The sequence below is a fragment of the Paenarthrobacter nitroguajacolicus genome, assembly GCF_051027655.1.
In the GTDB taxonomy this organism is placed as follows: domain Bacteria; phylum Actinomycetota; class Actinomycetes; order Actinomycetales; family Micrococcaceae; genus Arthrobacter; species Arthrobacter nitroguajacolicus.
In genome coordinates this window covers 3,677,315-3,698,733 of the sequence record NZ_CP073234.1, presented here as the reverse complement: position 1 = coordinate 3,698,733, position 21,419 = coordinate 3,677,315, and the positions used below count along the sequence as shown (strand labels likewise).

General features: G+C 61.4%; 15 protein-coding genes. 8 read left to right on the top strand and 7 right to left on the bottom strand.

Annotated elements, in window-relative coordinates:
- Positions 1 to 266: 266 nt before the first annotated feature.
- The 7 genes from KCX59_RS17455 to KCX59_RS17425 form a co-directional block, all read right to left on the bottom strand.
- Positions 267 to 1,949, bottom strand: coding sequence for a sigma-70 family RNA polymerase sigma factor (locus KCX59_RS17455; protein ID WP_434122510.1), 1,683 nt, complete (start codon positions 1,947 to 1,949; stop codon positions 267 to 269).
- 83 nt (positions 1,950 to 2,032) lie between these two features.
- On the bottom strand, positions 2,033 to 4,384 hold the full coding sequence (locus KCX59_RS17450; RefSeq protein ID WP_179016713.1) for a transketolase-like TK C-terminal-containing protein: 2,352 nt from the start codon (positions 4,382 to 4,384) through the stop codon (positions 2,033 to 2,035).
- Positions 4,385 to 4,430: 46 nt separating this feature from the next.
- Complete coding sequence (locus KCX59_RS17445) at positions 4,431 to 5,711, bottom strand: amidohydrolase family protein (RefSeq protein WP_179016712.1); 1,281 nt, start codon at positions 5,709 to 5,711, stop codon at positions 4,431 to 4,433.
- A 1-nt stretch (position 5,712) separates the two neighbouring features.
- Complete coding sequence (locus KCX59_RS17440) at positions 5,713 to 6,807, bottom strand: threonine aldolase family protein (protein WP_179016711.1); 1,095 nt, start codon at positions 6,805 to 6,807, stop codon at positions 5,713 to 5,715.
- Positions 6,804 to 7,907 (bottom strand): ABC transporter ATP-binding protein, encoded by a 1,104-nt coding sequence (locus tag KCX59_RS17435; RefSeq protein WP_179016710.1) that lies wholly within the window; start codon positions 7,905 to 7,907, stop codon positions 6,804 to 6,806. Before KCX59_RS17435 ends, KCX59_RS17440 begins: the two co-directional genes overlap by 4 nt.
- The gene (locus KCX59_RS17430) at positions 7,900 to 9,654 is read right to left on the bottom strand and encodes an ABC transporter permease (protein ID WP_179016709.1); all 1,755 of its coding nucleotides are present in this window, start codon (positions 9,652 to 9,654) and stop codon (positions 7,900 to 7,902) included. Before KCX59_RS17430 ends, KCX59_RS17435 begins: the two co-directional genes overlap by 8 nt.
- The gene (locus tag KCX59_RS17425) at positions 9,651 to 10,757 is read right to left on the bottom strand and encodes an ABC transporter substrate-binding protein (RefSeq protein ID WP_256871331.1); all 1,107 of its coding nucleotides are present in this window, start codon (positions 10,755 to 10,757) and stop codon (positions 9,651 to 9,653) included. The genes KCX59_RS17430 and KCX59_RS17425 overlap by 4 nt, the downstream gene beginning before the upstream one ends.
- Before the next feature lie 376 nt (positions 10,758 to 11,133).
- On the opposite strand from KCX59_RS17425, the gene KCX59_RS17420 reads away from it, so the two are divergent.
- The 8 genes from KCX59_RS17420 to KCX59_RS17385 all read left to right on the top strand — a co-directional run bounded on the left by KCX59_RS17420 (position 11,134) and on the right by KCX59_RS17385 (position 21,419).
- On the top strand, positions 11,134 to 12,309 hold the full coding sequence (locus tag KCX59_RS17420; RefSeq protein WP_179016707.1) for a TetR/AcrR family transcriptional regulator: 1,176 nt from the start codon (positions 11,134 to 11,136) through the stop codon (positions 12,307 to 12,309).
- 222 nt (positions 12,310 to 12,531) lie between these two features.
- Positions 12,532 to 13,887, top strand: a complete 1,356-nt coding sequence (locus tag KCX59_RS17415; RefSeq protein WP_179016706.1) for an MFS transporter — start codon at positions 12,532 to 12,534, stop codon at positions 13,885 to 13,887.
- Positions 13,888 to 13,934: 47 nt separating this feature from the next.
- Complete coding sequence (locus KCX59_RS17410; RefSeq protein WP_091470611.1) at positions 13,935 to 14,789, top strand: TauD/TfdA dioxygenase family protein; 855 nt, start codon at positions 13,935 to 13,937, stop codon at positions 14,787 to 14,789.
- Between the two features lie 181 nt (positions 14,790 to 14,970).
- Entirely contained in the window at positions 14,971 to 15,771 is an 801-nt protein-coding gene (locus KCX59_RS17405) for an FAD binding domain-containing protein (RefSeq protein ID WP_434122509.1), read from the top strand.
- A complete protein-coding gene (locus KCX59_RS17400; RefSeq protein WP_179016704.1) occupies positions 15,768 to 16,301 on the top strand; it encodes a (2Fe-2S)-binding protein in 534 nt (177 codons plus the stop codon). The genes KCX59_RS17405 and KCX59_RS17400 overlap by 4 nt, the downstream gene beginning before the upstream one ends.
- Positions 16,298 to 18,637 (top strand): xanthine dehydrogenase family protein molybdopterin-binding subunit, encoded by a 2,340-nt coding sequence (locus tag KCX59_RS17395; RefSeq protein ID WP_179016703.1) that lies wholly within the window; start codon positions 16,298 to 16,300, stop codon positions 18,635 to 18,637. Before KCX59_RS17400 ends, KCX59_RS17395 begins: the two co-directional genes overlap by 4 nt.
- Positions 18,624 to 19,763, top strand: a complete 1,140-nt coding sequence (locus KCX59_RS17390; protein ID WP_179016716.1) for an XdhC/CoxI family protein — start codon at positions 18,624 to 18,626, stop codon at positions 19,761 to 19,763. Before KCX59_RS17395 ends, KCX59_RS17390 begins: the two co-directional genes overlap by 14 nt.
- Before the next feature lie 168 nt (positions 19,764 to 19,931).
- On the top strand, positions 19,932 to 21,419 hold the full coding sequence (locus tag KCX59_RS17385) for an aldehyde dehydrogenase (RefSeq protein ID WP_179016702.1): 1,488 nt from the start codon (positions 19,932 to 19,934) through the stop codon (positions 21,417 to 21,419).

The window sequence follows — 21,419 nt, the reverse complement described above, 5'->3', positions numbered from 1 at the left end:
AGTCATTTAGGGCGGCTTTGCGATACTGAGCTATCGCAAAGTAGGGCGTTTATTTTATTACTCCAGCGGGCTTCGCATGTTAACGAATTTCGCTGTTGCCGTGATCATAAAGGTCTTTTAGTTATTAAGTCCATATGCACCACGAGTATGAAGCAAGGAGCCTGTCTGTTGGAGTGTCAACAAAGCCGGGGGCATCCAGGTCACCTCGGTGCGGGCAATGCCTCGTTCGGTGGCCGCATCCCTGCGGGTCAGAGGGTCCTGGGTGCTCAGAAGGTGTTGGAGAAGGTGGTTGTGGGCAATCCCGTTCCCATGAATTGGTAGTCGAGGGTGGTCTGGGAGGCAGGGTCTTTCCGGGAGATGCCTTGGATGAATTGTAGGTTTCCGGGGTCCACGGCGGTGCTCGTGCAGCGGACTTCTTTTGTGGCGTCGTTATGTGCTGTGCAGGACCATCCCGCAGGTTGGATGAGTGTTCCCGGGATCAGGCTTGCCCCGTCGGAAACGGAAAAGATCACTTCAGCGGCTTCGGTGGCAGTTTGACCGGCAATGGTGAAGGTGATTGTCGCCTGGACATCGGCCGCGCCTGAGCCCGCCCCCGTGGTGACGGTGGCCGTGACCTCTGGTGCTATAGGCCTGGTCGGGCTCGGCGTCGGCGTTGGAGGGGCGCTCGGCGTCGGGGTGGGGCTCGGTGTGGGGGCTGGTGTCGGGGTGGGGCTGTGCGACGGGGTCGGCGTCGGGGGTGTTGGGTCCTTGGTGGTGCCCGCCCCGGGTAGAGACGGCAGGACTTCGAAGGGCTTGGGCACTTCGAGGGGCTTGGGCGGAGCGGCCGCGGGCGGGGCAGGCCAAGCAACCGGACGGCGCGGCGGCGCGGGGAAGCTGGCGGGGCTGCGTTGCACGCCGTTCAGGGCGGGCAGTTCTTCAGGATTTGCGGGAGGGTCTTCCGGCCCGGGGCCCGAAATCCTCGAGGGTTGATTCGTCGGTGCGGCCGGGGCCGGATGGGTGCCGGTGAGTGGGGACTTTGTGTTCTGGTTCTCGTGGCTGGAAGTGGATGCCGGCACCTCACCGGCCTGCGGTGTGCCGGGGTTGTTGGTTCCGGTTCCTGCCAAAGCTATGGTGGCGCCCACAATAATGACCGCCCCTGTCAACCCAGCTGCCCCAACTTTCATCATGGCAGCGATGGACTTCGGAGCAGCCTCGCCGCCGGCACCGGCCCCGGTACCTGCGATTCCAGCAGTACCCGCGAGTCCAGCGGCGCCGGTGAGTCCAGCGGCGCCCGTGATCCCGGGGGCGGCCGAGGTCAGGGCCACTCCCGCGATTAAGGGGAAGATGATGGCCCTCATGGCGGACTGCACGTCATTGAGATCCAGGAGCAGGGCAGTGCATCTCGAACAGGATTCCAGATGGCTCTGGACTTTCTGGTGCGCCCGCCGACTCAGACCGTTCCGTGAGTAGGCCCCCAACTGGTCCGGATACCCTTCGCATTCCTGGGAGGTTGAGTCTTTGATGTGGCCCTGCAAATAGGCTTGCCGCAGGCCTTCACGGGCCCGGATGGCCAGCGACGAGACCCCGTTCGGGGTGATCCCTAAGACTTCCGATGCCGCGGCGGGTTTCATTCCCTCTATGTCCACGTACCACAGGACTTCCTGCCAGCGCTCGGGCAGGGATTTGAACGCGGCCGCCACCGTGCTGGACTCAAACCCGACCACGGCCGGGTCCTCAGGATCCTCCACCCGGTCCAGCACAAAACTGTCCGAAACCGGCAGGCTACGGGCCGCCATCCGGTTCTGAGCCTGCGCGATCCGCCGCACCGCTGTCAGCAAATACGCCCTAAAGAAAGTATCAGGACCCTTGCCACGCATCAGGGCCTGATGAATCGAAACAAACGCCTCCGAAACAATGTCCTCAATATCGGCCCTGTTATCCACCTGCCCCGCCGCGACATACCGCGCCATATCCCGATGCCGGTCAAAAAGACTCGCAAAAGCCCCCTGATCCCCCGACCGAACCCTCAAGACAAGATCAGCATCACTTGCTGTCATCTGACCAAGTCCAGGACAGCGCGGACGATGCTGTCGGTGTCCACCCCGTGGTAGCGATAGACGTCGTCAATACCGCCCGCCTGGCCGAAGGTGTCGACGCCGAGGTTGCGGCTTCTGACTTGGTGCACGTTGGCGAGGAACGCCAGTGTGTGGGGGTGACCGTCCAGCACGGTGACCATGGGGACGGCGCGCTCGGAGGGCAGGATTTGATCCAGGATCCAGGACGGTGCGTCCTGATTCTGTCCGTTGCGTCCCTGCAGCGCTTCGTACAGAAGGCCGGGACTCGTAACGCAGACAACGTCCACGGGGGTGCCTTGGGCGGCGAGCCGGTCGGAGGCCGCAAGCGCTTCCGGGACCAGGGCGCCCATGGCGACGATCGTCGCCGACGGCGTCGCGGCCGCGCGCAGCATGTAGCCGCCGGCCACGACTTGGCGACGGCGACGCTCACGGGCGGCGGGATCCTCCGGGACGGCGGCCAGTTGCTGGTCGACGGGTTTTGTGGAAAGACGCAGGTACGCGGATTTGCCGTCCGAGCGTCCGAGTTGGGACATGGAGGCGAGCAACGTCCACTCGACGTCGATCGCGAAGGCAGGTTCGTAGCTGGTGCAGCCGGGCTGTTCCAAGCCGATGGACGGCGTCTTGATGGACTGGTGGGCGCCGCCTTCGGGTGCGAGGGTCACGCCCGACGGCGTGCCTACCAGGATCGACTGCCCGCCCGCGTAGATGCCGTAGGACCACGGTTCCAAGGCACGCTCAACGAACGGGTCATAGAGCACGCCGATCGGGAACAACGGCTGGCCCCACCGGCTCCAGGTTGCACCAAGCTCGCCCAGGAGGCTGACAAGGTTGACCTCGGCTATGCCGAGTTCGATGTGCTGCCCTGTGGGCTTTTCACGCCAGTGCATGACCGTCTCGGTATCGTCGCTGAACCAGTTCCGGCGCTCTTCCACTGACCAGACGCCCACCTTGTTCAGCCAGCCGGCGAGGTTGGTGCTTGAGCTCACGTCCGGGCTGACGGTCACCATTCGGCGCGCCACATCGGGCGCCCCACGGGTGACGTCCAGCAGGGTACGGCCCAGAGCCGCCTGCGTGGTTGCCGTGCCCGAGGGCGTCCTGCCGAAATCTGCCGGTACTGAGGGCGGGGCGACAGCAGGCTGCGCGGAGCGCTGAAGGGTTTCGGCCGTCATTCCCACCAGTTGCCCTTCGGTGCTTGCGGGGTCGAACCGCGTCCACGGCGCGTCGGGGTTCTCGCCCATTCCGTGGGCGAGTTGTCGGTACTGATCGATAGTAAGCAGCGAGGAGTGGTTCTGCGGATGGCCTTCGGTGGGCAGCCCGTTGCCCTTGACGGTGTAGGCGATGATGACGGTGGGGCGGGTGTCATCGATCTGCGCGTAGGCCTCGCGCAACGCGGCGAGGTCGTGCCCGCCCAGGTTCCTGATGGCCCGGGTCAGGATCTGGTCCTCGACGCCGGCAATAAGTTCCGCGATGGCCGCACCCCCGGCGCCCTCACCCGGGAGCCTGCGGCGCAGCTCCTCGGCCGAGCAACGCAGAAGCCGCTGGTATTCGGGATTGGACATGTCAACAATGCGTGCCCGGAGTGCATCGCCTCCAGGCATGGCCATGAGACTTTCCAAAAGATGGCCGAAACGCACGGTAATGACCTGCCAACCAGCGGCCGCGAAGAGGCGTTCAATCTTGCCCGCGGCAATGTTTGGCACCACCCGGTCAAGGGACTGCCTGTTCAGGTCTACGATCCAGACGATCTCGCCGAGATCCGCAACATTCGAGTCCAGCACAGCTTCCCAGACAGCGCCCTCGTCCAGTTCGGCGTCGCCGACCAGCGAGTACTGTCGCCCACGGTTCGGTGTGCCGCTCACGGTCTCGATGTAACGCCGCGAGATGGCACCCCAGATCGGCGCGGTGGCCCCGATACCGACAGAGCCAGTGGAGTAGTCAACGGGATCCGGATCCTTGGACCGGCTGGGGTAGCTCTGCAGCCCGCCGAACTCACGCAGCGTCGTGAGGTACTTTTCATCCAAGCTGCCCAGCAGGTAGTTGATGCTGTGGAGCACCGGCGAGGCGTGGGGCTTCACCGAGACACGGTCCTCGGCGCGGAGCTGCCCGAACCAGAGCGAGGTCATGATCGTGGCAATGGAGGCACTCGAGGCCTGGTGTCCGCCCACTTTGATGCCGGACGTGTTGGGCCGCACTTTGTTTGCGTGGTGGATGACGGACGTCGCAAGCCACAGGACACGGCGTTCGATCACAGCAAGTGCTTCCAGCTGGGGGTCGTCGAGGGGCGGGACGGTCTTCGCCGCCAAGTCATCATTGACTGGGGTCAGGTTCATGGGATGCCTTAAGGGTGTGATGGTGGTCCAGGGGTGGCGCGAGCAGTTATTGGGCGATCAGTAGTCCGCGTTTGAGGACTCCAAGGGGTGTTGCGAGAGTGCTGATGTCCTGCATGGGGTCCTCCGCCGTGACGATGAGGTCGGCCCACAGACCGGGCCGGATGCGACCCACTTGCGTCTCCATCCCGAGCATGTCGGCGGCTTCACACGTGGCAGATTTCAGTGCATGCTGTGCTGCCAGTCCGGCGTCGACATAGCGTGCCAACTCGCGGGCAAGGAGATCAAAGGTGACGTGGGCAGGGCCTGCGTCCGTCCCTGCCACGATTGACACGCCGGAGCGGAGGAACTCGGTCACGTTGGTAAACCGCGATTCCAACCGCGCCACCACATTGCGGTCCTGGGGGTTGGATAGTACCGGGTGGCCCCCTCGCAACTGCCGGGAAACGATGTCCGCTGAAACGACGGTGGGCACAATGTGGATCCCGGCATCGGCCGCCCTGCGCAATAGCTCGCGATCGGGAACGCACTGCTCGTCCGGCCCCAGCATCGAGGCATGTTCCAGGGAGTGCACGCCTGCCTCGATGCATGCGGCCATTGAGGAACTGGCATGGGCATGAGCTGCAGTCCTCATGCCGTAGGAGCCGGCGATGACCACCGCTTCACGGAGCAGGACGGGGTCGAATTCAAAAACGCTTGGACTGGTGCCGGGAGTAAATCCGCCGCCGCTGGCCATGAGCTTGATCCAGGTGGCGCCGGCCGCGTGCTGTTCGGCGATGATGGCCTCGATATCCTCACGGGTGCGTACCTCGCCGTTCATGTCGTGACCGTGCCCGCCCACGCGGCAGATCGGCGCACCGCAATGAACCACGGTGGCGACATCTGACACCATGCCCAGGGCTGCCCTCATGGGAGCAAGCAGGTGCCTGGGTGTCCCGCAGTCCCGCACTGTGGTTATTCCGGCTCGAAGCGCAATCCGCGCATTTGCCACCACCTGCGCAACGATCTCGTCATCGCTGCTGCCCTGATAGGTTCCCTTCGGGTCATCACCACCATCGAAGGCCAAGTGAACATGGGCATCCATGAGTCCGGGAGCCACGAACCTGCCCTTAAGATTCAGGACGCTGCCCGTGCCCGGTTCACTGCCCGCAGGAACAATACGTGAGATCTGCCCTGCCTTTAGCCACACATCGCTCGGGGAACCGGACGTGCTCGACTCGGGATCAACAACACGTGAATTGAGCAGCACAGTGACGTCGTCGCCTGTCCGGGCCGCTCGGCTGACGCGGTACGGTACGGGGCGGTCGGCCACATCAAAAGTGATGGTCATGTTAGTTGCTCCTTGGGCTTACGTGCATCGAGTAGGTTTCGTCCAGTAATTCCCTGAGCGCGTCAGCAGCGAGGCGTACGTCTTCCGTGTCAACGTCCAGGTGTGTGACGGCACGAATCGTGGACGGGCCAAATGCGCCCATCCGGATCCCGCTCGTCTGCAGCAGGCGATCCACCAGCACGTGCGCGGTGACAGGGAAGTCGACTAAGTCAAAGAGGACGATATTTGTTTGGACTGTTAGCGGATCGATCGAAATATGAGGGTTAACGGCAAGCAGTTCAGCCAGCAGGCGGGCATTCCCATGGTCGTCTGCGAGCCTGTCCACGTTGTTGCGGAGGGCAAACGTACCCGCTGCCGCCACAATGCCTGATTGACGCATGGAGCCACCCCACCGTTGCTTGAGCCGCCAGGCCTCATTGATGAAATCAGTGTCGCCTGCCAGCACGGCTCCTATTGGGGCGCCCAGTCCTTTGCTGAGGTCCAGCCAGACTGAGTCGAACGGGGCACAAAAATCGTGGGCAGATACGCCGGTGGACACCACCGCGTTGAGCAGGCGGGCGCCATCCATGTGGGTTTTTATCTGGTGAGCCCGTGCCACATTCGTCACTGACGTGATGCCTTCCAGCGACCAGCATGTGCCGCCTCCGAGGTTGGACGGCTGCTCTATGGAGAGCACCGCATTCCGGGCGAATGATCTCCCCCCGGGGCGGAGCGCCGCTTCAAGCTGGGCAACCGAGAACACACCATGGTCTGCTTTGATCGGCCTGTACAGGGCACCGGCCAGGGCGGGCGCCCCGGTTTCCTCATGGCACAGCGAATGCGCGGTCTCGTCAACAAGAATCGCGTCGCCAGGGCGACAGTGCAGAGCATAGGCGATCTGGTTGCACATCGTCCCTGATGGCAGGAAGACAGCTTCCTCCTTGCCCAAGAGCTCCCGTGCCAGGGCTACCAGTTCGTTGGTGGAGGGGTCTTCACCCTTTTGTTCGTCCCCGACTTCGGCGTTGGCCATGGCCTGGCGCATAGCTTTTGTTGGCCGGGTAATAGTGTCGCTGAAAAGGTCGATTCTGATGGGGTAGCTTGATCCGACGGGAATCACTGTGCGGCCTTGGGCGCCTTGGCAGTGCGGGGCTGGAACAACTTGTACCCGTCCCGTGGAATGCCCACGCGCACGTGCGGGGAGTCGGTGCGCTCACGGGTTTCGACCACTAAGGACTGCTCGCCGACGCCCACCGTGTACCGGAAATGATGGCCGTGATAGGACCTCTCAAGGACGGGCCCGTTGACAGTCATTTCGTAGCCGTCAGACGACGCATCGTCAGGCAACAACGCCAGCGCTTCCGGACGAACGGCAACCACGACGCCGTCGGAATCAATTGCGGATGGTACGTGGATCGCTTGGTCCAACCCGTCGATCTTGATCGTCAGGAGCCCCTTTGAGCGGCCAATCACTGTTCCCTCCAGCAAGTTGCTGGTGCCAACAAAATCGGCGACGAAGAGATCGGCAGGATCGTTGTAAACCTGCTCCGGCGTACCAATCTGGCGGACTGTTCCGGCAGACATGACTGCAATCCTGTCGCTCATTGCCAGGGCTTCGTCTTGATCGTGGGTAACAAAGACCGTGGTCACGCCAATCTTGCGTTGCAACTGAAGCAACCAATCGCGGGTACGTTCCCGCAGCTTGGCATCAAGATTGGAAAACGGCTCGTCCAGGAGCAGCAAGCGCGGAGGGAATGCCAAGGCACGCGCCAGCGCCACTCGTTGTTGCTGACCGCCGGAGAGCTGATGCGGATAGCGGTCTGCCTGATCAGAGAGGTCAACCAGCTCGAGCACTTCATCGACGCGTCTGCGTAGTGCCTCGGGCTTGTAGCGTCGCAGCCGCAGCGGATAGCCCACGTTGTCGCGGACCTTCATATGCGGCCACACGGCATAGGACTGGAAAACCACGCCGCAGTCGCGGCGTTCCGGCGGCAGGAAGGCGGAGGAATCGTGGTTGAACAAGGTCTGGTCGCCCACAATAATGCTGCCGCCGTCCGGCTTGAGCAGTCCTGCGATGGACCAGAGCGTTGTGGATTTGCCGCAGCCGCTTGGCCCAAGCAACGTTAGTATCTGTCCGTCGGTGGCTGTCACCGAAACGTTGTCCAGGACCGTCAGACGGCCAAACTTCTTGGTGAGATTGGTGATGACCAGATCAGACATTGGGGCGAACTCCAAACAGAATGCGTCCTGCGCCCAGGACAGCTGCGGTGATGACGAGTTGGATGACTCCGAGGGCCGCGACGGTGCCGCCGAGGCCATTTGCTGCGATCTGAAGCATGGCCAGTCCCAGAACCTGGGTTTCAGGGGTCACCAGGAAAACTGCGGCGTCGGCTTCGTTGAGCATTGCTACAAACAGCAGGACGTATGAGATGCCCATGGCTGGCCTCAGCAGGCTGAGAATGATGGTGCGCATCGCCGTCCACCAGTCTGCCCCGGCCGAGCGCGCGGCGCGGTCCAGGTCCGCACCCAGCGCGGCAAGTGACGGATAGAACGCGGCGTAACCCATGGCGAGTGCACGGACCCCGAAGGCGATTCCCACCGCCCAAAGTGTGGCTCTGAAAGTTCCGGACTGGTCCAGGATTGCAAACGTCCAGAAGAAGGCCATGCCGGTGATCAGGCCTGGGACGGCCCGGGGATAAAGCACGATGTGCTCCAAGGATCCGCGGAACCGAAAGCTGGAACGGTGGGCAACCAATGCGATGACGGCGATGCAGGCGGTGGCGACAGCGGCGCCAACTGTGGCAATCAGCAAGCTGTTGCCAATAGCTCCGGTGTAGAGCGGGTTGGTCAAAATCGCCGAGAAGTGGTCAAGTGTTAGCAGGCTGAACGGGTTGATCGCCGGGGTCAAAACAGCGGTGACCGAGGCGAGAACCACCCCGCTGAGCGGCACCAGGGTTGCGCAACCCAGAACAATTCCGACGCCGGCGGACAGCAACCAGCCGAAGGGGCCTAATTTGACGACGTTTGCTGGTCTGGATGACTTGCCGCCGGTTGTGGTGAAGCGGGCCAGGTCGCCGGCCAGACGGTTGCGCAGCAACAGCAGCAAAGTGACGGCAAGCAACAACATGACGGCTCCTGCAGGCAGGACTCCTCCACCGCCGTCGGCGCTTCCGGTCCACTGCCGGTACAGGTAGGTGGACATCATGTCGATGTTCTTTGAAGTACCAAGGATGAGGGGAATGCCCAGTGTTTCCAGCGCCAAAGCGAAGACCAGCAGCCCGGAGTTGAGTAATGCCGGGCGCAGCAACGGCAGGGTCACCGAGAGCAACGCACGGAGGGGACCGGCACCCGCGCAACGGGCGGCTTCCTCGAGTGTCGAATCGCCTGAGGACAGCGTCCCCCGGGCAAAGAGGTAGACCACAGGCGAGCCAAGGACAGTACCCATGACCACCATTCCGGCAACACTGTAGAGGTCAAAGGGGACAGTGAACGGTGTGTACTGTTCCAGCAGATGTGTGGCATATCCGTTTTTTGACCACATTGACTGCCAGCCGACAATGAGCACCAGTCCAGGCAGGACCAAGGGCAGGACGATCAGGGCTGAGTAGAGCCGCCGAAGCGGGAGGTCGGTGCGGGCTACCAACAAGGCCACTGTGGTTCCAACCAGAACTGAGCCGATGGTGGCGAAGACGGCGAACTGCAGGCTGTTGGCGACGGCTGACCACCAAAGTGGATCGGTCGCCAGTTTACGGAAGTTGTCCAGGGTGCCGCTGCCGCCGCCCTCATAGAGCGGCGTGGACCAGAGTGACGACCAGACGATCGGCACGATCGGGCCGAGGATCAGCAGGACTGCAAGGATCCAAACACCGTAGTGGATGACTTTCTCCGGCAGCCATGCCCGCTTGATGTTTCCAACACCCGGCGGCGGGGGCGGGGCCTTGGGGTCTGTAAGGGTGGAGCTGCTCATCCCCCGAATGCTTCTTTCCAGCGGTTCTTGAAGGCCGGTGCATCGTTCACCAGGGCCTCATCCCATGTGGCGATGTTGATGTTCTCTGCACCCAATTGCTCTGTAACCTTCGCGAGGTTCACCGGGCAGTCCACCCCGTCCAGGTATGGTGCGAACCCGCCGGCGCAACCGGCCGTCTGGCCGGCCTTGTCAATCAGGAAGTTGAGGAACACTTTGGCCGCGTTGGGTGACTTACCCCCGGTTGTTGCTCCGGCACCGCGGGGCATGAAGGGCGATCCGTCCTTGAAGAACTTGTAGTTCAGCACCTTCGCGGTAGCGCCGGTGAGGAGCGGCCGGGTAGCTCCGGACTGGAAGTAGGACATGGTGTACTCGCCTTGCAGGAGTTTGTTGTACATGGGTCCGGCACTGGCTTCCACCTTGGTGTTCTTTCCGAGTTGATCCAAGACGTTCCAGCCGGCCTCTCCCGCCTTGGCTATGTAGGCGTGATTAACCGTGTAGCCGAACTCCGTCGTGCCGTCATAGGTGACGATCCTGCCTGTGAGTTTGGGGTCACTGGACATCTTGGCGAGGGCGTCAAGGGAATCGGGTTGTTCGGATTCGGGCAGGAGGGTGGTGTTGATCAGTGCCATGACCGGATTCAGTTCCATTGCGAAGACCCCTGGGGCGAGTTTCGCGAAGTCGGGCAGTGGCGCGGCGGCAGGTGGTGTGAAGTCCTGGATGTCACCGCGCTTGACCAGATCGAGGAAGTTCGCGCCTTGCAGGCTGACGATGACATCCGCTGTCTTTCCGCCAGTGGCTTTCTCGTTGAGATAGCGCTGGAAGCTTTCGGTTCCGCCGAGGCTTATGTAGCTGGCCTTGATATCGGGGTACTGGGTTTGGAAAGCAGCCAGTACCGGTTTCATGGTCGCCTCGTTCGCCTCGCCGTAAACCAAAAGCGAGCCTTCCTTGCGGGCGGCGTCCAGGATTGCCGGGTCCATTGTTGCTGCCGTCGGAATGTCCGTCTTGACGGCGTAGGCATTGGGTGCGTCATTCCCGGTGCTGCAGCCTGTCAGAGCTGCGAAGCCGCAAAGTGCGGCAACAGCGACTATTGCACGTCGTTTCATGTGGGACTCCTTTGTCACAGCACTGAACTTTGGGTTGGGACGGTGCTTTGAGTTATCGCGTGGGATGGAAACTCGCGGAAGGGGCGCCGCATGCGCCCGGGAAATCCTGTCCATCGGGGTGTCTCGTTCTTGCGTTGTTTCTCTGGGTCTACGGGCCACCGTGGCGTCCCGTAAGTGAATCTGCATCGGCTGCGATGTACTTCTGGCCGGTGCTTGTGTTGCGGGGAACCTTCACGTGTCTACCAAGGGTGAGACATCGCTGTCTCGCGTCAGCTGGCTTATCCGTAAGTGAAGTTCAGTGATCCGCAGGTTGTTCTTTAACATTGGCACGTAGTGGGCTATTGCGCAATAAGTGAATGCGACTAATCTTGTGAACATGAATAAGTCCTCCACCGCCCCGGAGCGCGGCACTAGGCCGCGGAACCGGCGCGCCCTGATACTTGCGGCGGCAGGTGACCTCTTCGCTCAGAAGGGATACCCCCAAGTCAGCATGACCGATGTGGCCAAGGCGATGGCAGTGCAGCCATCCGCCCTCTACCGGCATTTTCCGGGCAAGGGCGAGCTTCTTCGCGAGGCAGTTGTGGCCAGCCTCCAGCCCTTTTTGGATAGCATTACCCAGGCCCCCGACGGCGACCTCGAACAGTTGGTCACGGCGCTGGGCCGGGCAATGCTGGTGCACCGGGAGAACGGCGTGCTGTGGGAGCGTGAATCCCGCCATCTCCCGCCTGCCATCCGCTTCGATATTGCCAGCGGTATCAAGTTCGCCATCAGCAGCAAGCTGCAGTCCGGGAGCTCTGCGCTGCCCGCTCCCGAGGCGGACCTGCGGGCATGGGCCATGTTTGCGGCGATGATCAGTGTGTCGCTGGACCCCAACCGGCTCTCGCGTGCGGACGAAGAATCCCAGCTGACCACGCTCGCCCGCACAGTACTGGTCATGCCAATGCCCCCGATTGAAGCAGTGGCGAATCACCGCAGCGCGTCCATTGACTTGCCGCGCACCCGCCGTGAGGCGTTGCTGGCAGCCTCAATCCGACAGTTCGCTGCGAACGGGTTTGACGCCGTCAGCCTTGACGACATCGGCGCCGAAGTTGGAGTGGCGGGTCCCAGCATTTACCGCCATTTCGACAGTAAGGCGGAAATGCTTGCCGCAGCACTGCATCGCGCCAAAGAAGTGCGGTGGATGGACATGTCGCGGGCTCTCGCTGAAGCCGCTGATGCAGCCGAGGCGCTGGAGCGCATCCTTTCCTCATACATTGCTTTCTCACTGGGAAGCCCGGAATTCCTGCAACTGGCCGTGTCCGAACGTCCGCACCTTCCTGAACGGGAGTTGCGGAACTTAATGGAGGCCCAAAGTGACTACATCACCGATGTCGCCTCGCTGGTCCAGGACGTTTACCCGGGCGCCGATCAGGAAGTGGTCAGGACACGGGTAAAAGCGGCGTTGCATGTGGTCGGCAGCGTTGTCCGCACCCCGTTCCTCCGGGACATCCGTGGCATCCAGGAAATTCTTGAACAGATTGCCGGAGGCCTCATAGCTCCCACGACCCAGTGAGGGGCCGCGCGTCGCGAGTCCACTTACTGTCTGAGTTTTCCGGTCGTATTCCATCAGAAATGAGATCTTGCGCACAAAGCATCTCAGTCATAAGATAATGACTACTGAAGTAATCTATATCACTTCAAAGCTCATTCTGAGACAGGTGCCTAAGGCAGCCCTGGTCACCACGGTCCACGCATAGCGGGGCCGACTGTTCGCAAAATTACCTGGAGGCACAATATGAGTGCAGTGGTCGCACAACCATCGGGCGCGAGTTCTCCGAGGAAGGTCGCCTTCGCGAGCCTCATCGGCACGACTATCGAGTGGTACGACTTCTTTATCTACAGCACCGCAGCGGTGCTCGTTTTTCACCAGCTCTTCTTCCCTGGCTTCGACCCGACAACCGGGACCTTGCTTGCGTTCTCGACTTTCGCGGCCGGCCTCGTCGCACGTCCCCTTGGGGCCATCGTCTTCGGCCACTTCGGTGACAGGGCGGGCCGGAAGCCGATGATGGTCCTCACCATCCTGATCATGGGCATTGCCACTGTAGCCATCGGACTACTGCCCACATACGACTCGATAGGCGTGTTCGCCCCGATTCTGCTGGTCGTACTGCGGCTGACCCAAGGATTCGCGCTCGGGGGAGAGTGGGGTGGTGCAGTACTGATGGCTACCGAACATTCCCCCGAAGGTAAGCGCGGCTATTTCGGCAGCTGGCCGCAGGCAGGCGTTGCTGTCGGGTTGATCCTGGCCATGACGTTGTATATACCCCTGGAGTCGATGTCGGAGGACGCCTTCATGGCCTGGGGCTGGCGCGTCCCGTTCCTTCTCAGCGCGGTACTGGTTATCACTGGCCTGGTTATTCGTGTGAAGGTCGCGGAGAGCCCGGAGTTCGATCGAGTCAAGGCTGACCACGGCGTTCTGCGTCTGCCTGTAGTCGAGGTGCTTCGGACACACCCCAAGCAAGTGTTCCTTGTAGCCGGCGCCAGTCTGGCACCGGGAATCTTCTTCTACCTGATCACCGTGTACAACTTTGTTTACGCAGGGAAGTCCGGAGATCTGGACTCGACGGCGATGTTGGTCCTGGTGATCGTCACTTCCGCGATTGGCTTCGTAGTTACCCCGGTCGCCGGTGCGCTCTCAGACAAATTCGGCGGGCAGCGGGTGTACTTATGGGGCCTTGCGCTCATCGTCATTGTTGCTTTCCCCCTGTACTTTGCCCTTGATGGGGGCACTTATGGCCTAATCGCCGTGTGCTATGTTGCGGCAACGGTGGCCGTCTATATCCCATGGGCACTGTCGCCGGCATACTTCTCCACCGCCTTTGACGCAAAGGTCCGCTATAGCGGGTTGTCCTTGGCTACTACTCTCGGCAATCTTTTCGGCAGCGCCATTGCACCCCTTATTGCCGGTGCCCTGTTTGCTGCGACAAATGCGTCTGTCTCAACTTCGCTTTACGTCTTCGTCGCCGGAACGGTGTCCATCACTTGCGCTGTTTTGCTCGGACGGGTCATACGAAAGAAGGCATCGCGGGCTGGGAGACGCAGCGATGCGACCGGGGTTGATGAGGTCCCCGCATCCACGTATTCGGAGTGACACAAAGCATTCCGCTGTATCAAACGCCAACAAAGGAAGGAACTACCATGAGCGGTAACGATCAACAGTTCAAAACATTCACCTTGGAACGAGCAACACCCACCATCGGGGCGTACATCCATGGACTGGATCTGCGTGAAGAGATCACCCCGGAATGCCGGACGGAACTACGGGAAGCTTTCCTCGAGCACCAAGTATTGTTTCTCCGCGATCAGCACATCACACCGGATGATCAAATCGAATTCGCCAAGGTTTTCGGCGACCCCCAGGAAGTTAGTGCGTTCTTCCCCTCCCTCCCCGAATATCCGCACATTGAGGTGCTGGAGTCGCGTGGCCGGGCGGCGGGGACCGACGTCTGGCACTCGGACTTGACCTGGCAGGCGACGCCGAATTCCGCTACTTGCCTTCACGCCCAGGAAATTCCGCCGTGCGGCGGGGATACGCTCTGGGCGAGTATGACCGCCGCGTATGACGCCCTGCCGGAGAACGTTAAAAGCGTCATTGACGGGCTTGAGGGAGTGCATGACTGGGAAAAGGAACTCACCGGAGTTGTCCGCCAGGGTCCCGACGGCGAGGCGCGCTACGAGGAGACCCGGCGGAAGTATCCACCCATGACGCACCCTGTTGTGCGTAAGCATCCGGAAACCGGTCGAAAGCTTGTCTACGTCAACGCGTTGTTCACCACCCGGCTTACGGGCATTTCCACCCAGCTGGGGGACTCGCTGAGAAACATGCTCACCGACCTCGCCAGGACTCCGGAATACCAGGTTCGTTTCCGTTGGGAACCGAACTCCCTCGTGATCTGGGACAACCGATCCACCCAACACTATGCGGTGGGGGACTATCACCCGCACTACCGACTGATGCACCGGGTCACCCTGAAGGGCGACCGCCCGGCATAGTCCGGGCCCGAACCGTGCCGGGCGGCCTGTGGCGGGCCGCCCGGCAAAAAGCCCCTACCGGGCGAACGCGAAAGAAGGCTGACCAATGCGAGGCCAGAAATTAGGGGCGGGGCTGATAGCCCAGAGCCAGTCCGCGCTTCCACCCTTTATGTTGCATCAGCCCACTTCGCTCGGAGTTGCTGTGGCTCTTGCCCGGCAGCATCCAGAGGCTGTGATTGCGGCGGGTTGTTCGGACCTGGTGGCGCAATTTCGCGAGGGACTGGAGCCGGAGGTGCTGATTTCCGTGCGACGGATCAAGGAATTGCGGGCGATATCGAATAATGCCGGGGTTCTGCGCATTGGTTCCTTGGTGAGCCACGCTGAAGGTAGCAGAAGCCCGGAAATACTGTCCACCGTGCCTGCCCTGGCAGCAGCCTGGGGATCAATTGCCACAGTTCGAATCCGCTATCGCGGCACCCTCGGAGGCAATCTCCTTTCCCGTCGATATAGATACGAAATGCCTGTCATTCTGGCGGCGCTGGGTGGGCAGATGCAGTTTCAAGGCGGTGACGTTGAAGCCCTGCCCGTCTCTTCACTGTGGGACCGGGACTCACTCCCGGGCCGGAACCTTGGCAACGCAGGCATTCTGACCGCCGTCGCCGTCGACACTGCGTCCCTGTTGTGGTTCGGCTACGAGCGGTCAATGCGCCCGGTGAGCACCGTGTCCCTCGCTGTACGAAAGGACCCGGTGGCCGGCCTCACCGTTTCTGCTGTCTGTGGCAGTGAATACCGGCAGCCTTTCGTCCTGTCGCACACTGCCGAGGCAACTGACATCGCCGAGCTTGACCCGGTCTCCGTGGGCGGGGTTCTGGCGGCTCAGCTTCCGGACGAGGCGGGCGACTACGCGGGGTCCATCGACTACCGCCGGCACTTGGTGGGCGTTCTCTGCAGCCGTCTTCTTGCCCAAGCAACCGGTAACAAAGGAAAGGATAGCCAGCCATGAACCTTGAATCACCGGAATCAAGCGAGGAAGCATTCACCCACAAGGTTGAATTCGAGCTGAACGGAAGCCCGCAGCGGCATTGTGTCCCTACGAGTGCCACGGTCTTGGACCTGCTTCGCAACAGCTGCAGTAAACAGGGGGTCCGTGCGTCGTGTGAGCGCAGTGTCTGCGGAGCCTGCACTGTTTTGGTTGATGACCTTCCTGTAGCTGCGTGTTCCACGTTTGCCTTCGACGTTGACGGTGCGCGTGTTGAAACCGTTGAGGGCTTGGCAGCCCAGGACGGCACGTTGAGTGCCCAGCAGCAGGCATTCAGGGAATGTGGCGGCTTCCAATGCGGCTTCTGCACATCCGGCATGCTGATGCTGACCACAGGGCTGCTGCGGCAGAATCCGCAACCGGACCGGGACCTGATCCGGGAATGGATCAGTTCGAACACCTGCCGGTGTACGGGCTACGAGATGATCTTGGAATCCGTGGAGCGTGCCGCAGAACTGGCCTCGGCCAAGCAGCAGGATCAGGATTTCGAATGACGGGGTTCGTGAATCCGTGCGCTCCGGACGATGCGCCGATCGTGGGACGCGACCGCCCACGCCTGGACAGCACCGCGAAGGTAACCGGCCGTGCCGTCTACACGGTGGACATTGTGAAGCCCGGGATGCTTCACGCGAAGGTCTTGCGAAGCCCGCACGCGCATGCCCGGATTCTGAGCATCGATGCTTCGGCCGCCCGCTCCCTGCCCGGAGTCACTGCCGTGGTCACCCGAGAGGAAATCACCGGACTGCACTCGTACGGCACTTACGTCAAAGACCAGCCGATTGTGGCCACAGAGTCGGTCCGCTATGTTGGCGACGTCGTCGCTGCAGTGGCCGCCGTGAACGAACGCACCGCTTTCGCAGCACTGGATTTGATCCGTGTTGAGTACGGGCAACTGCCGGCTGTCTTTGATGTAAGAGCAGCGATGGAGCCCTCCGCGCCCGCCATTTTTCCCGACCAGCCCTTCGCCGCCTTTCCCGAGTACGGCGATGGAGCCTCGGGAGCGGCACACACTGCCCACAACGTGAGCTACGAATTCCGCTACGAAACGGGAGAGGAGAGCGTCTGGGCGGATTGCGACTACATCTTCGAGGACACCTTTACCTTCTCCCGCATGAACCACATGCATCTGGAGCCCTTTGCCACGGTTGCCGAGGCGACAGAGAACGAAATCGAAGTGTGGACCTCTACTCAAAGCCCTTTCCCAATGCGTAAGGAACTGGCGAGGGTTTTCGGGCTGCCTGAGAACGACATCCGGGTCAACGTCCCGCTCCTGGGCGGGGGCTTTGGCGCCAAGAACGGCCCAAAAACGGAGGCGATTGCCATCCGGCTCTCACAGTTGTCGGGTGGGCGGCCGGTGCGTTACTGCATGAGCACAGAAGAAGTCTTCCTGACACTGAGCCAGCATGACGCCATCCTCACGGTCAAATCGGGGCTCAAGGCAGACGGCGAGTTCATGGCGCGCCAGTCGCGGGTGCTGCTTAATGGTGGGGCTTATGCGGATGCCAGTCCGCTGGTGGCGGAGAAAGCGGGATATCGGATGCCCGGGGCCTACCGCTGGAAGCGTATAGATTCCGTTTGCCAAGCGGTGATCACCAACTCCGTCCCTGCCGGTGCCTACCGTGGTTTCGGCGCAACGCAGGCCACCTGGGCCAGTGAGCGCCAAGTTGACCTGATCGCCGAACGGCTGGGGTTCGATCCCCTTGAGCTTCGACTAAAGAACGCCAAGGAATTGGGGGAGGAGTTTGTTCCCGGAGAAACGCCCATCGATTCGGACCTTAAACATGGCCTGAACCTTGTGGCGGACGCCATCGGTTATCGCGACCGCACGCGCTTAAGGAACCGTGGCATGGGAGTGGCCATCGGCATCAAAGATGGTGGTGGCGTCAACAAGCCTGCCCAAGCCCGGGTGAAGGTGACCACCAACGGCGATGTGTTCCTGAATTGCGCCCTGGTGGAAATGGGGCAAGGCGGTCATTCGGCGTTGTGCCAGATCGTGGCGGAGACGCTCGGATGCGATCCGAAGCGGGTGAAGTATGCCGCTATTGACACCGACAACACCCCTTTCGACCAAGGCACCAATGCCTCTTCGGGCATCGCAGTCATGGGTCATGCCGTCCTGCAGGCTGCAGAGCGAGTGAAGTGTTCCGTTCTGGACATGGCGGCCGAACACCTGATGCTGGACCGGCAGTCGATCCGTTTGGATAATTGGCACATCGTCGATGCTGAAGGCATCACCTATGAGCTCCCGCCGCTGATTATGGACAGATTCGGCGGAACGGGATTCGAGTTTACGGCGGACGGCTACTACAAGGTCCGTAACTCCAGCAGCGCACCCCTGGAAGCACCCTGCATTTTTTGGGAGATCGGTTGGGCAGCTGCCGAAGTGGAGGTTGATCCGGAAACCGGTCGGGTGGAGCTATTGCAGCTGGTGGTCAGTGGGGACGCCGGCAAGGTGGTGAACAAGTTGGGTTGCCGCGGCCAGGACGAGGGCGCAGCGGTCTTCGGGCTGGCCCAGGCACTCTTCGAGGAACTGCGGTACCAAGACGGGGAGCTGCTGAATGGTGAGGCACTCCTCTATCGGGTGCCTTTGGCTGAGGATATCCCCCGGCGCTTTTCCTCCATTACCCAGGAACAGGGCCATGGGGCCGGACCTTTTGGGACCAAGGGGATGGGCGAAGGGGGCATGCTTCCCATTGCTCCAGCGATTGCCCAAGCCATCGCTGACGCAACCGGGGCGCAGCTCACATCGTTGCCCATGACGCCTGAAAGCGTCTACAACGGCATCCTCGCTGCGCGTGTGCGCCAACACGGGGCTGATGGAAATGCGTGAGGTGATGGAGGCGCTGGAGAAATCATTGCTAGGCGATCAACATGTCGCCTTGGCCACGGTGGTCCGCACGGAGGGCTCCGCGCCACGGGCAGTCGGAACGTCCATGCTTGTCACCGAAGACGGATCGCCGGTCGGGTCCGTTTCAGGTGGATGCATTGAGGCAAGTGTGATCGAAGCAGCAGCCGGGGTCCTCGCCAGCGGGGTTCCGGAGCTTTACCGATTTGGCATTTCAGACGACGACGGGTTCGGCATCGGGCTGACGTGCGGCGGCAGCGTTGAGATCTTCATCCAAAAGTACGCTCCGGGCTCCTGCGCACAGTTTGCTTCACTGCAGAGGGCGCTGAATGAAAATCTGCCATGCGCCATGGTCACCATTTTCGACGGCGTACCTGGCCTGGTGGGTCGCTCCGAAGTGGTGCTGCAAACTGCGGATGTCGAAGAGCTGTTTGAAGGTACCGCACTTGCTCCCGCCGCCGTCAGCGCCGTCGGGGTTGCAGTCCAGGAGGCAACAGCCTCCGGAAGTACGACGTCGGTCACTCTCCTGGCGGATACCGGTACCGAAGAGCCGCTGTCCTTGCTGATCGATGTCTACCGTCCTGCCCGTAGGCTGCTGATCTTCGGGGCCATCGATTTCTCCGCCTCCTTGGCCCAGTTGGGGGCTTTCCTTGGCTTTCACGTCACTGTTTGCGATGCCCGATCTGTGTTCGCGACAGCCGAGCGTATTCCCGCAGCCCATGAGATCGTGGTCGATCAACCGGCGCGCTACCTGCAGGAAGAAATCGCTCTGGGCAGGCTCGCCCCTGATGCCGCTATCTGTGTTTTGACCCATGATGCCAAGTTCGATGTTCCGGTCCTTGATGTAGCCCTAAGACACGGTTTTGCGTACATCGGCGCGATGGGCTCACGCCGAACTGCCAGTGACCGCCGGGAGCGGCTGATTGGCTTGGGCCACACTGACCGGTCGGTGGGACCTCTCCGCTCGCCCATCGGCTTGGGCCTTTCCGCTTCCACTCCCGCTGAAACCGCGGTCTCCATCATGGCGGAGATCATCGCTGCCAAGAACCAGAGCTCAGGCCTGCCCTTGGCGCACACCAGCGAGCCGATCCATAGAGATGCGCTGGAGTAGGCAGGTCCAAAGCCAAATTAACTTTGAATCTAAATATCTTGACAGAAAGTATCTTACTACTGATATTCTTTTTGTATGACGTAGTTCACAGGATTGGTACGCACCGTCCTTGGGCGGACGCATGAATTGACGCCGTGGGAATGACAGAGAGATGAACGGAAGCCGATGATGAATACGGACAGCCTGGATACGCGGGATGAAATTTACGTGGGCGGCGTGTGGACCCGAGGCAGCGGCGCACTGATCGAATCCGTGAATCCCGCTAACTCAGAGGTATTCGCCACCCTCCATGGAGCAACGACGGCGGATGTGGACGCCGCGGTAGCTGCTGGCCTGAAAGCTGTGGAAGAGTCCGGATGGGCAAAAAAACTCCCTCACGAACGTGCCGCTGTCCTCCACCGCATCAGCTCAGCGATTGAGGCCAATGCTGACCGCATTGCCGAACTGCAGACGCTGGATACAGGTAAGACACTTGTGGAGACCAGGGCGCTCGCCATGAGCGCGGCAGCCACCTTCCGCTTCACTGCCTCCGCTCTGGAAACCATGGAGGACGCACTGACGTCCCCTCGCGGGAACTACCTCAGCATGTCCACCTACGAGGCGATCGGCGTCGTAGGAGCCATCACGCCATGGAACTCGCCGATTGCCAGTGACGCACAAAAAGTTGCTCCGGCGCTCGCGGCGGGAAACGCAGTCCTGGTGAAGCCACCCGTCTGGGCTCCCTGGGTTTCGCTCCTGCTGGCACGGCTTTGTGAGGAAGCAGGACTTCCGGCAGGTCTGCTTTCTGTCCTTCCGGGCCCCGGCCGCGTCGTCGGCGACGCGATTGCCCGGCACCCTGACATTGGCAAGATTTCCTTCACGGGTGGCACCTCCACGGGACGCCAACTGGGCCATATTGCGGCGGAGAAAATCATGCCGATCACCTTGGAACTGGGCGGGAAATCGCCCACCATTATTTTCGCTGATGCTGACCTGGACCAGGCTGTGGCCGGCGTGCTTTATGGCATCTTCTCTTCGAGTGGTCAGAGTTGCATTGCCGGCTCGCGCGTCTTCATTCAGCGATCGGTCTACGACGCCGTCGTCGAAAGACTGGTCAAAGGGGCCGAAGCCCTGCGAATCGGGCCAGGAACGGACCCAAGCACTCAAGTTGGGCCATTGGTTGCCCATGCCCACCGGGACGCCGTGGCCAGGATGGTTGAAGACGCGAGGCTTGCTGGTGCGCAAATCCTGTGCGGTGGCGCCGTGCCCAAGGAGCCCAGGCTTCAAGCCGGCGCGTTTTACGAGCCCACCATCATTGCCGGTGTGAGCAACTCGGACGTCATTTGCCAGGAGGAAATCTTCGGGCCCGTGGCCGTGATCCTGCCGTTTGAGGATGAAGCGGATCTCATCCTTCAGGCCAACGACAGTGTCTTTGGTTTGGCCTGCGGAATCTGGACCGCTGACTACCGCCTGGCCTGGCGCACAGCGAGGGCTGTTTCGGCCGGCACCGTCTGGGTCAACACCTACAAACAGTTCAGTATCTCCACCCCGTTCAGCGGGCTCAAGGAAAGCGGTCTGGGCACCGAAAAGGGCCGGGATGGCATCCGATCCTATATGCACCAGAAGAGCATCTACATCGACCTCTCGGGTGCATCCATCCCATGGGCCGGCAACTAA

Bases quoted from the DNA above. Each gene is read 5' to 3' on its own strand.
- KCX59_RS17430 (WP_179016709.1), bottom strand. From the start codon at position 9,654: ATGAGCAGCTCCACCCTTACAGACCCCAAGGCCCCGCCCCCGCCGCCG.
- KCX59_RS17400 (WP_179016704.1), top strand. From the start codon at position 15,768: ATGAACCTTGAATCACCGGAATCAAGCGAGGAAGCATTCACCCACAAG.
- KCX59_RS17415 (WP_179016706.1), top strand. From the start codon at position 12,532: ATGAGTGCAGTGGTCGCACAACCATCGGGCGCGAGTTCTCCGAGGAAG.
- KCX59_RS17385 (WP_179016702.1), top strand. From the start codon at position 19,932: ATGAATACGGACAGCCTGGATACGCGGGATGAAATTTACGTGGGCGGC.
- KCX59_RS17395 (WP_179016703.1), top strand. From the start codon at position 16,298: ATGACGGGGTTCGTGAATCCGTGCGCTCCGGACGATGCGCCGATCGTG.
- KCX59_RS17450 (WP_179016713.1), bottom strand. From the start codon at position 4,384: ATGAACCTGACCCCAGTCAATGATGACTTGGCGGCGAAGACCGTCCCG.
- KCX59_RS17445 (WP_179016712.1), bottom strand. From the start codon at position 5,711: ATGACCATCACTTTTGATGTGGCCGACCGCCCCGTACCGTACCGCGTC.
- KCX59_RS17455 (WP_434122510.1), bottom strand. From the start codon at position 1,949: ATGGCGCGGTATGTCGCGGCGGGGCAGGTGGATAACAGGGCCGATATT.
- KCX59_RS17420 (WP_179016707.1), top strand. From the start codon at position 11,134: ATGAATAAGTCCTCCACCGCCCCGGAGCGCGGCACTAGGCCGCGGAAC.
- KCX59_RS17390 (WP_179016716.1), top strand. From the start codon at position 18,624: ATGGAAATGCGTGAGGTGATGGAGGCGCTGGAGAAATCATTGCTAGGC.
- KCX59_RS17410 (WP_091470611.1), top strand. From the start codon at position 13,935: ATGAGCGGTAACGATCAACAGTTCAAAACATTCACCTTGGAACGAGCA.
- KCX59_RS17425 (WP_256871331.1), bottom strand. From the start codon at position 10,757: ATGAAACGACGTGCAATAGTCGCTGTTGCCGCACTTTGCGGCTTCGCA.
- KCX59_RS17435 (WP_179016710.1), bottom strand. From the start codon at position 7,907: ATGTCTGATCTGGTCATCACCAATCTCACCAAGAAGTTTGGCCGTCTG.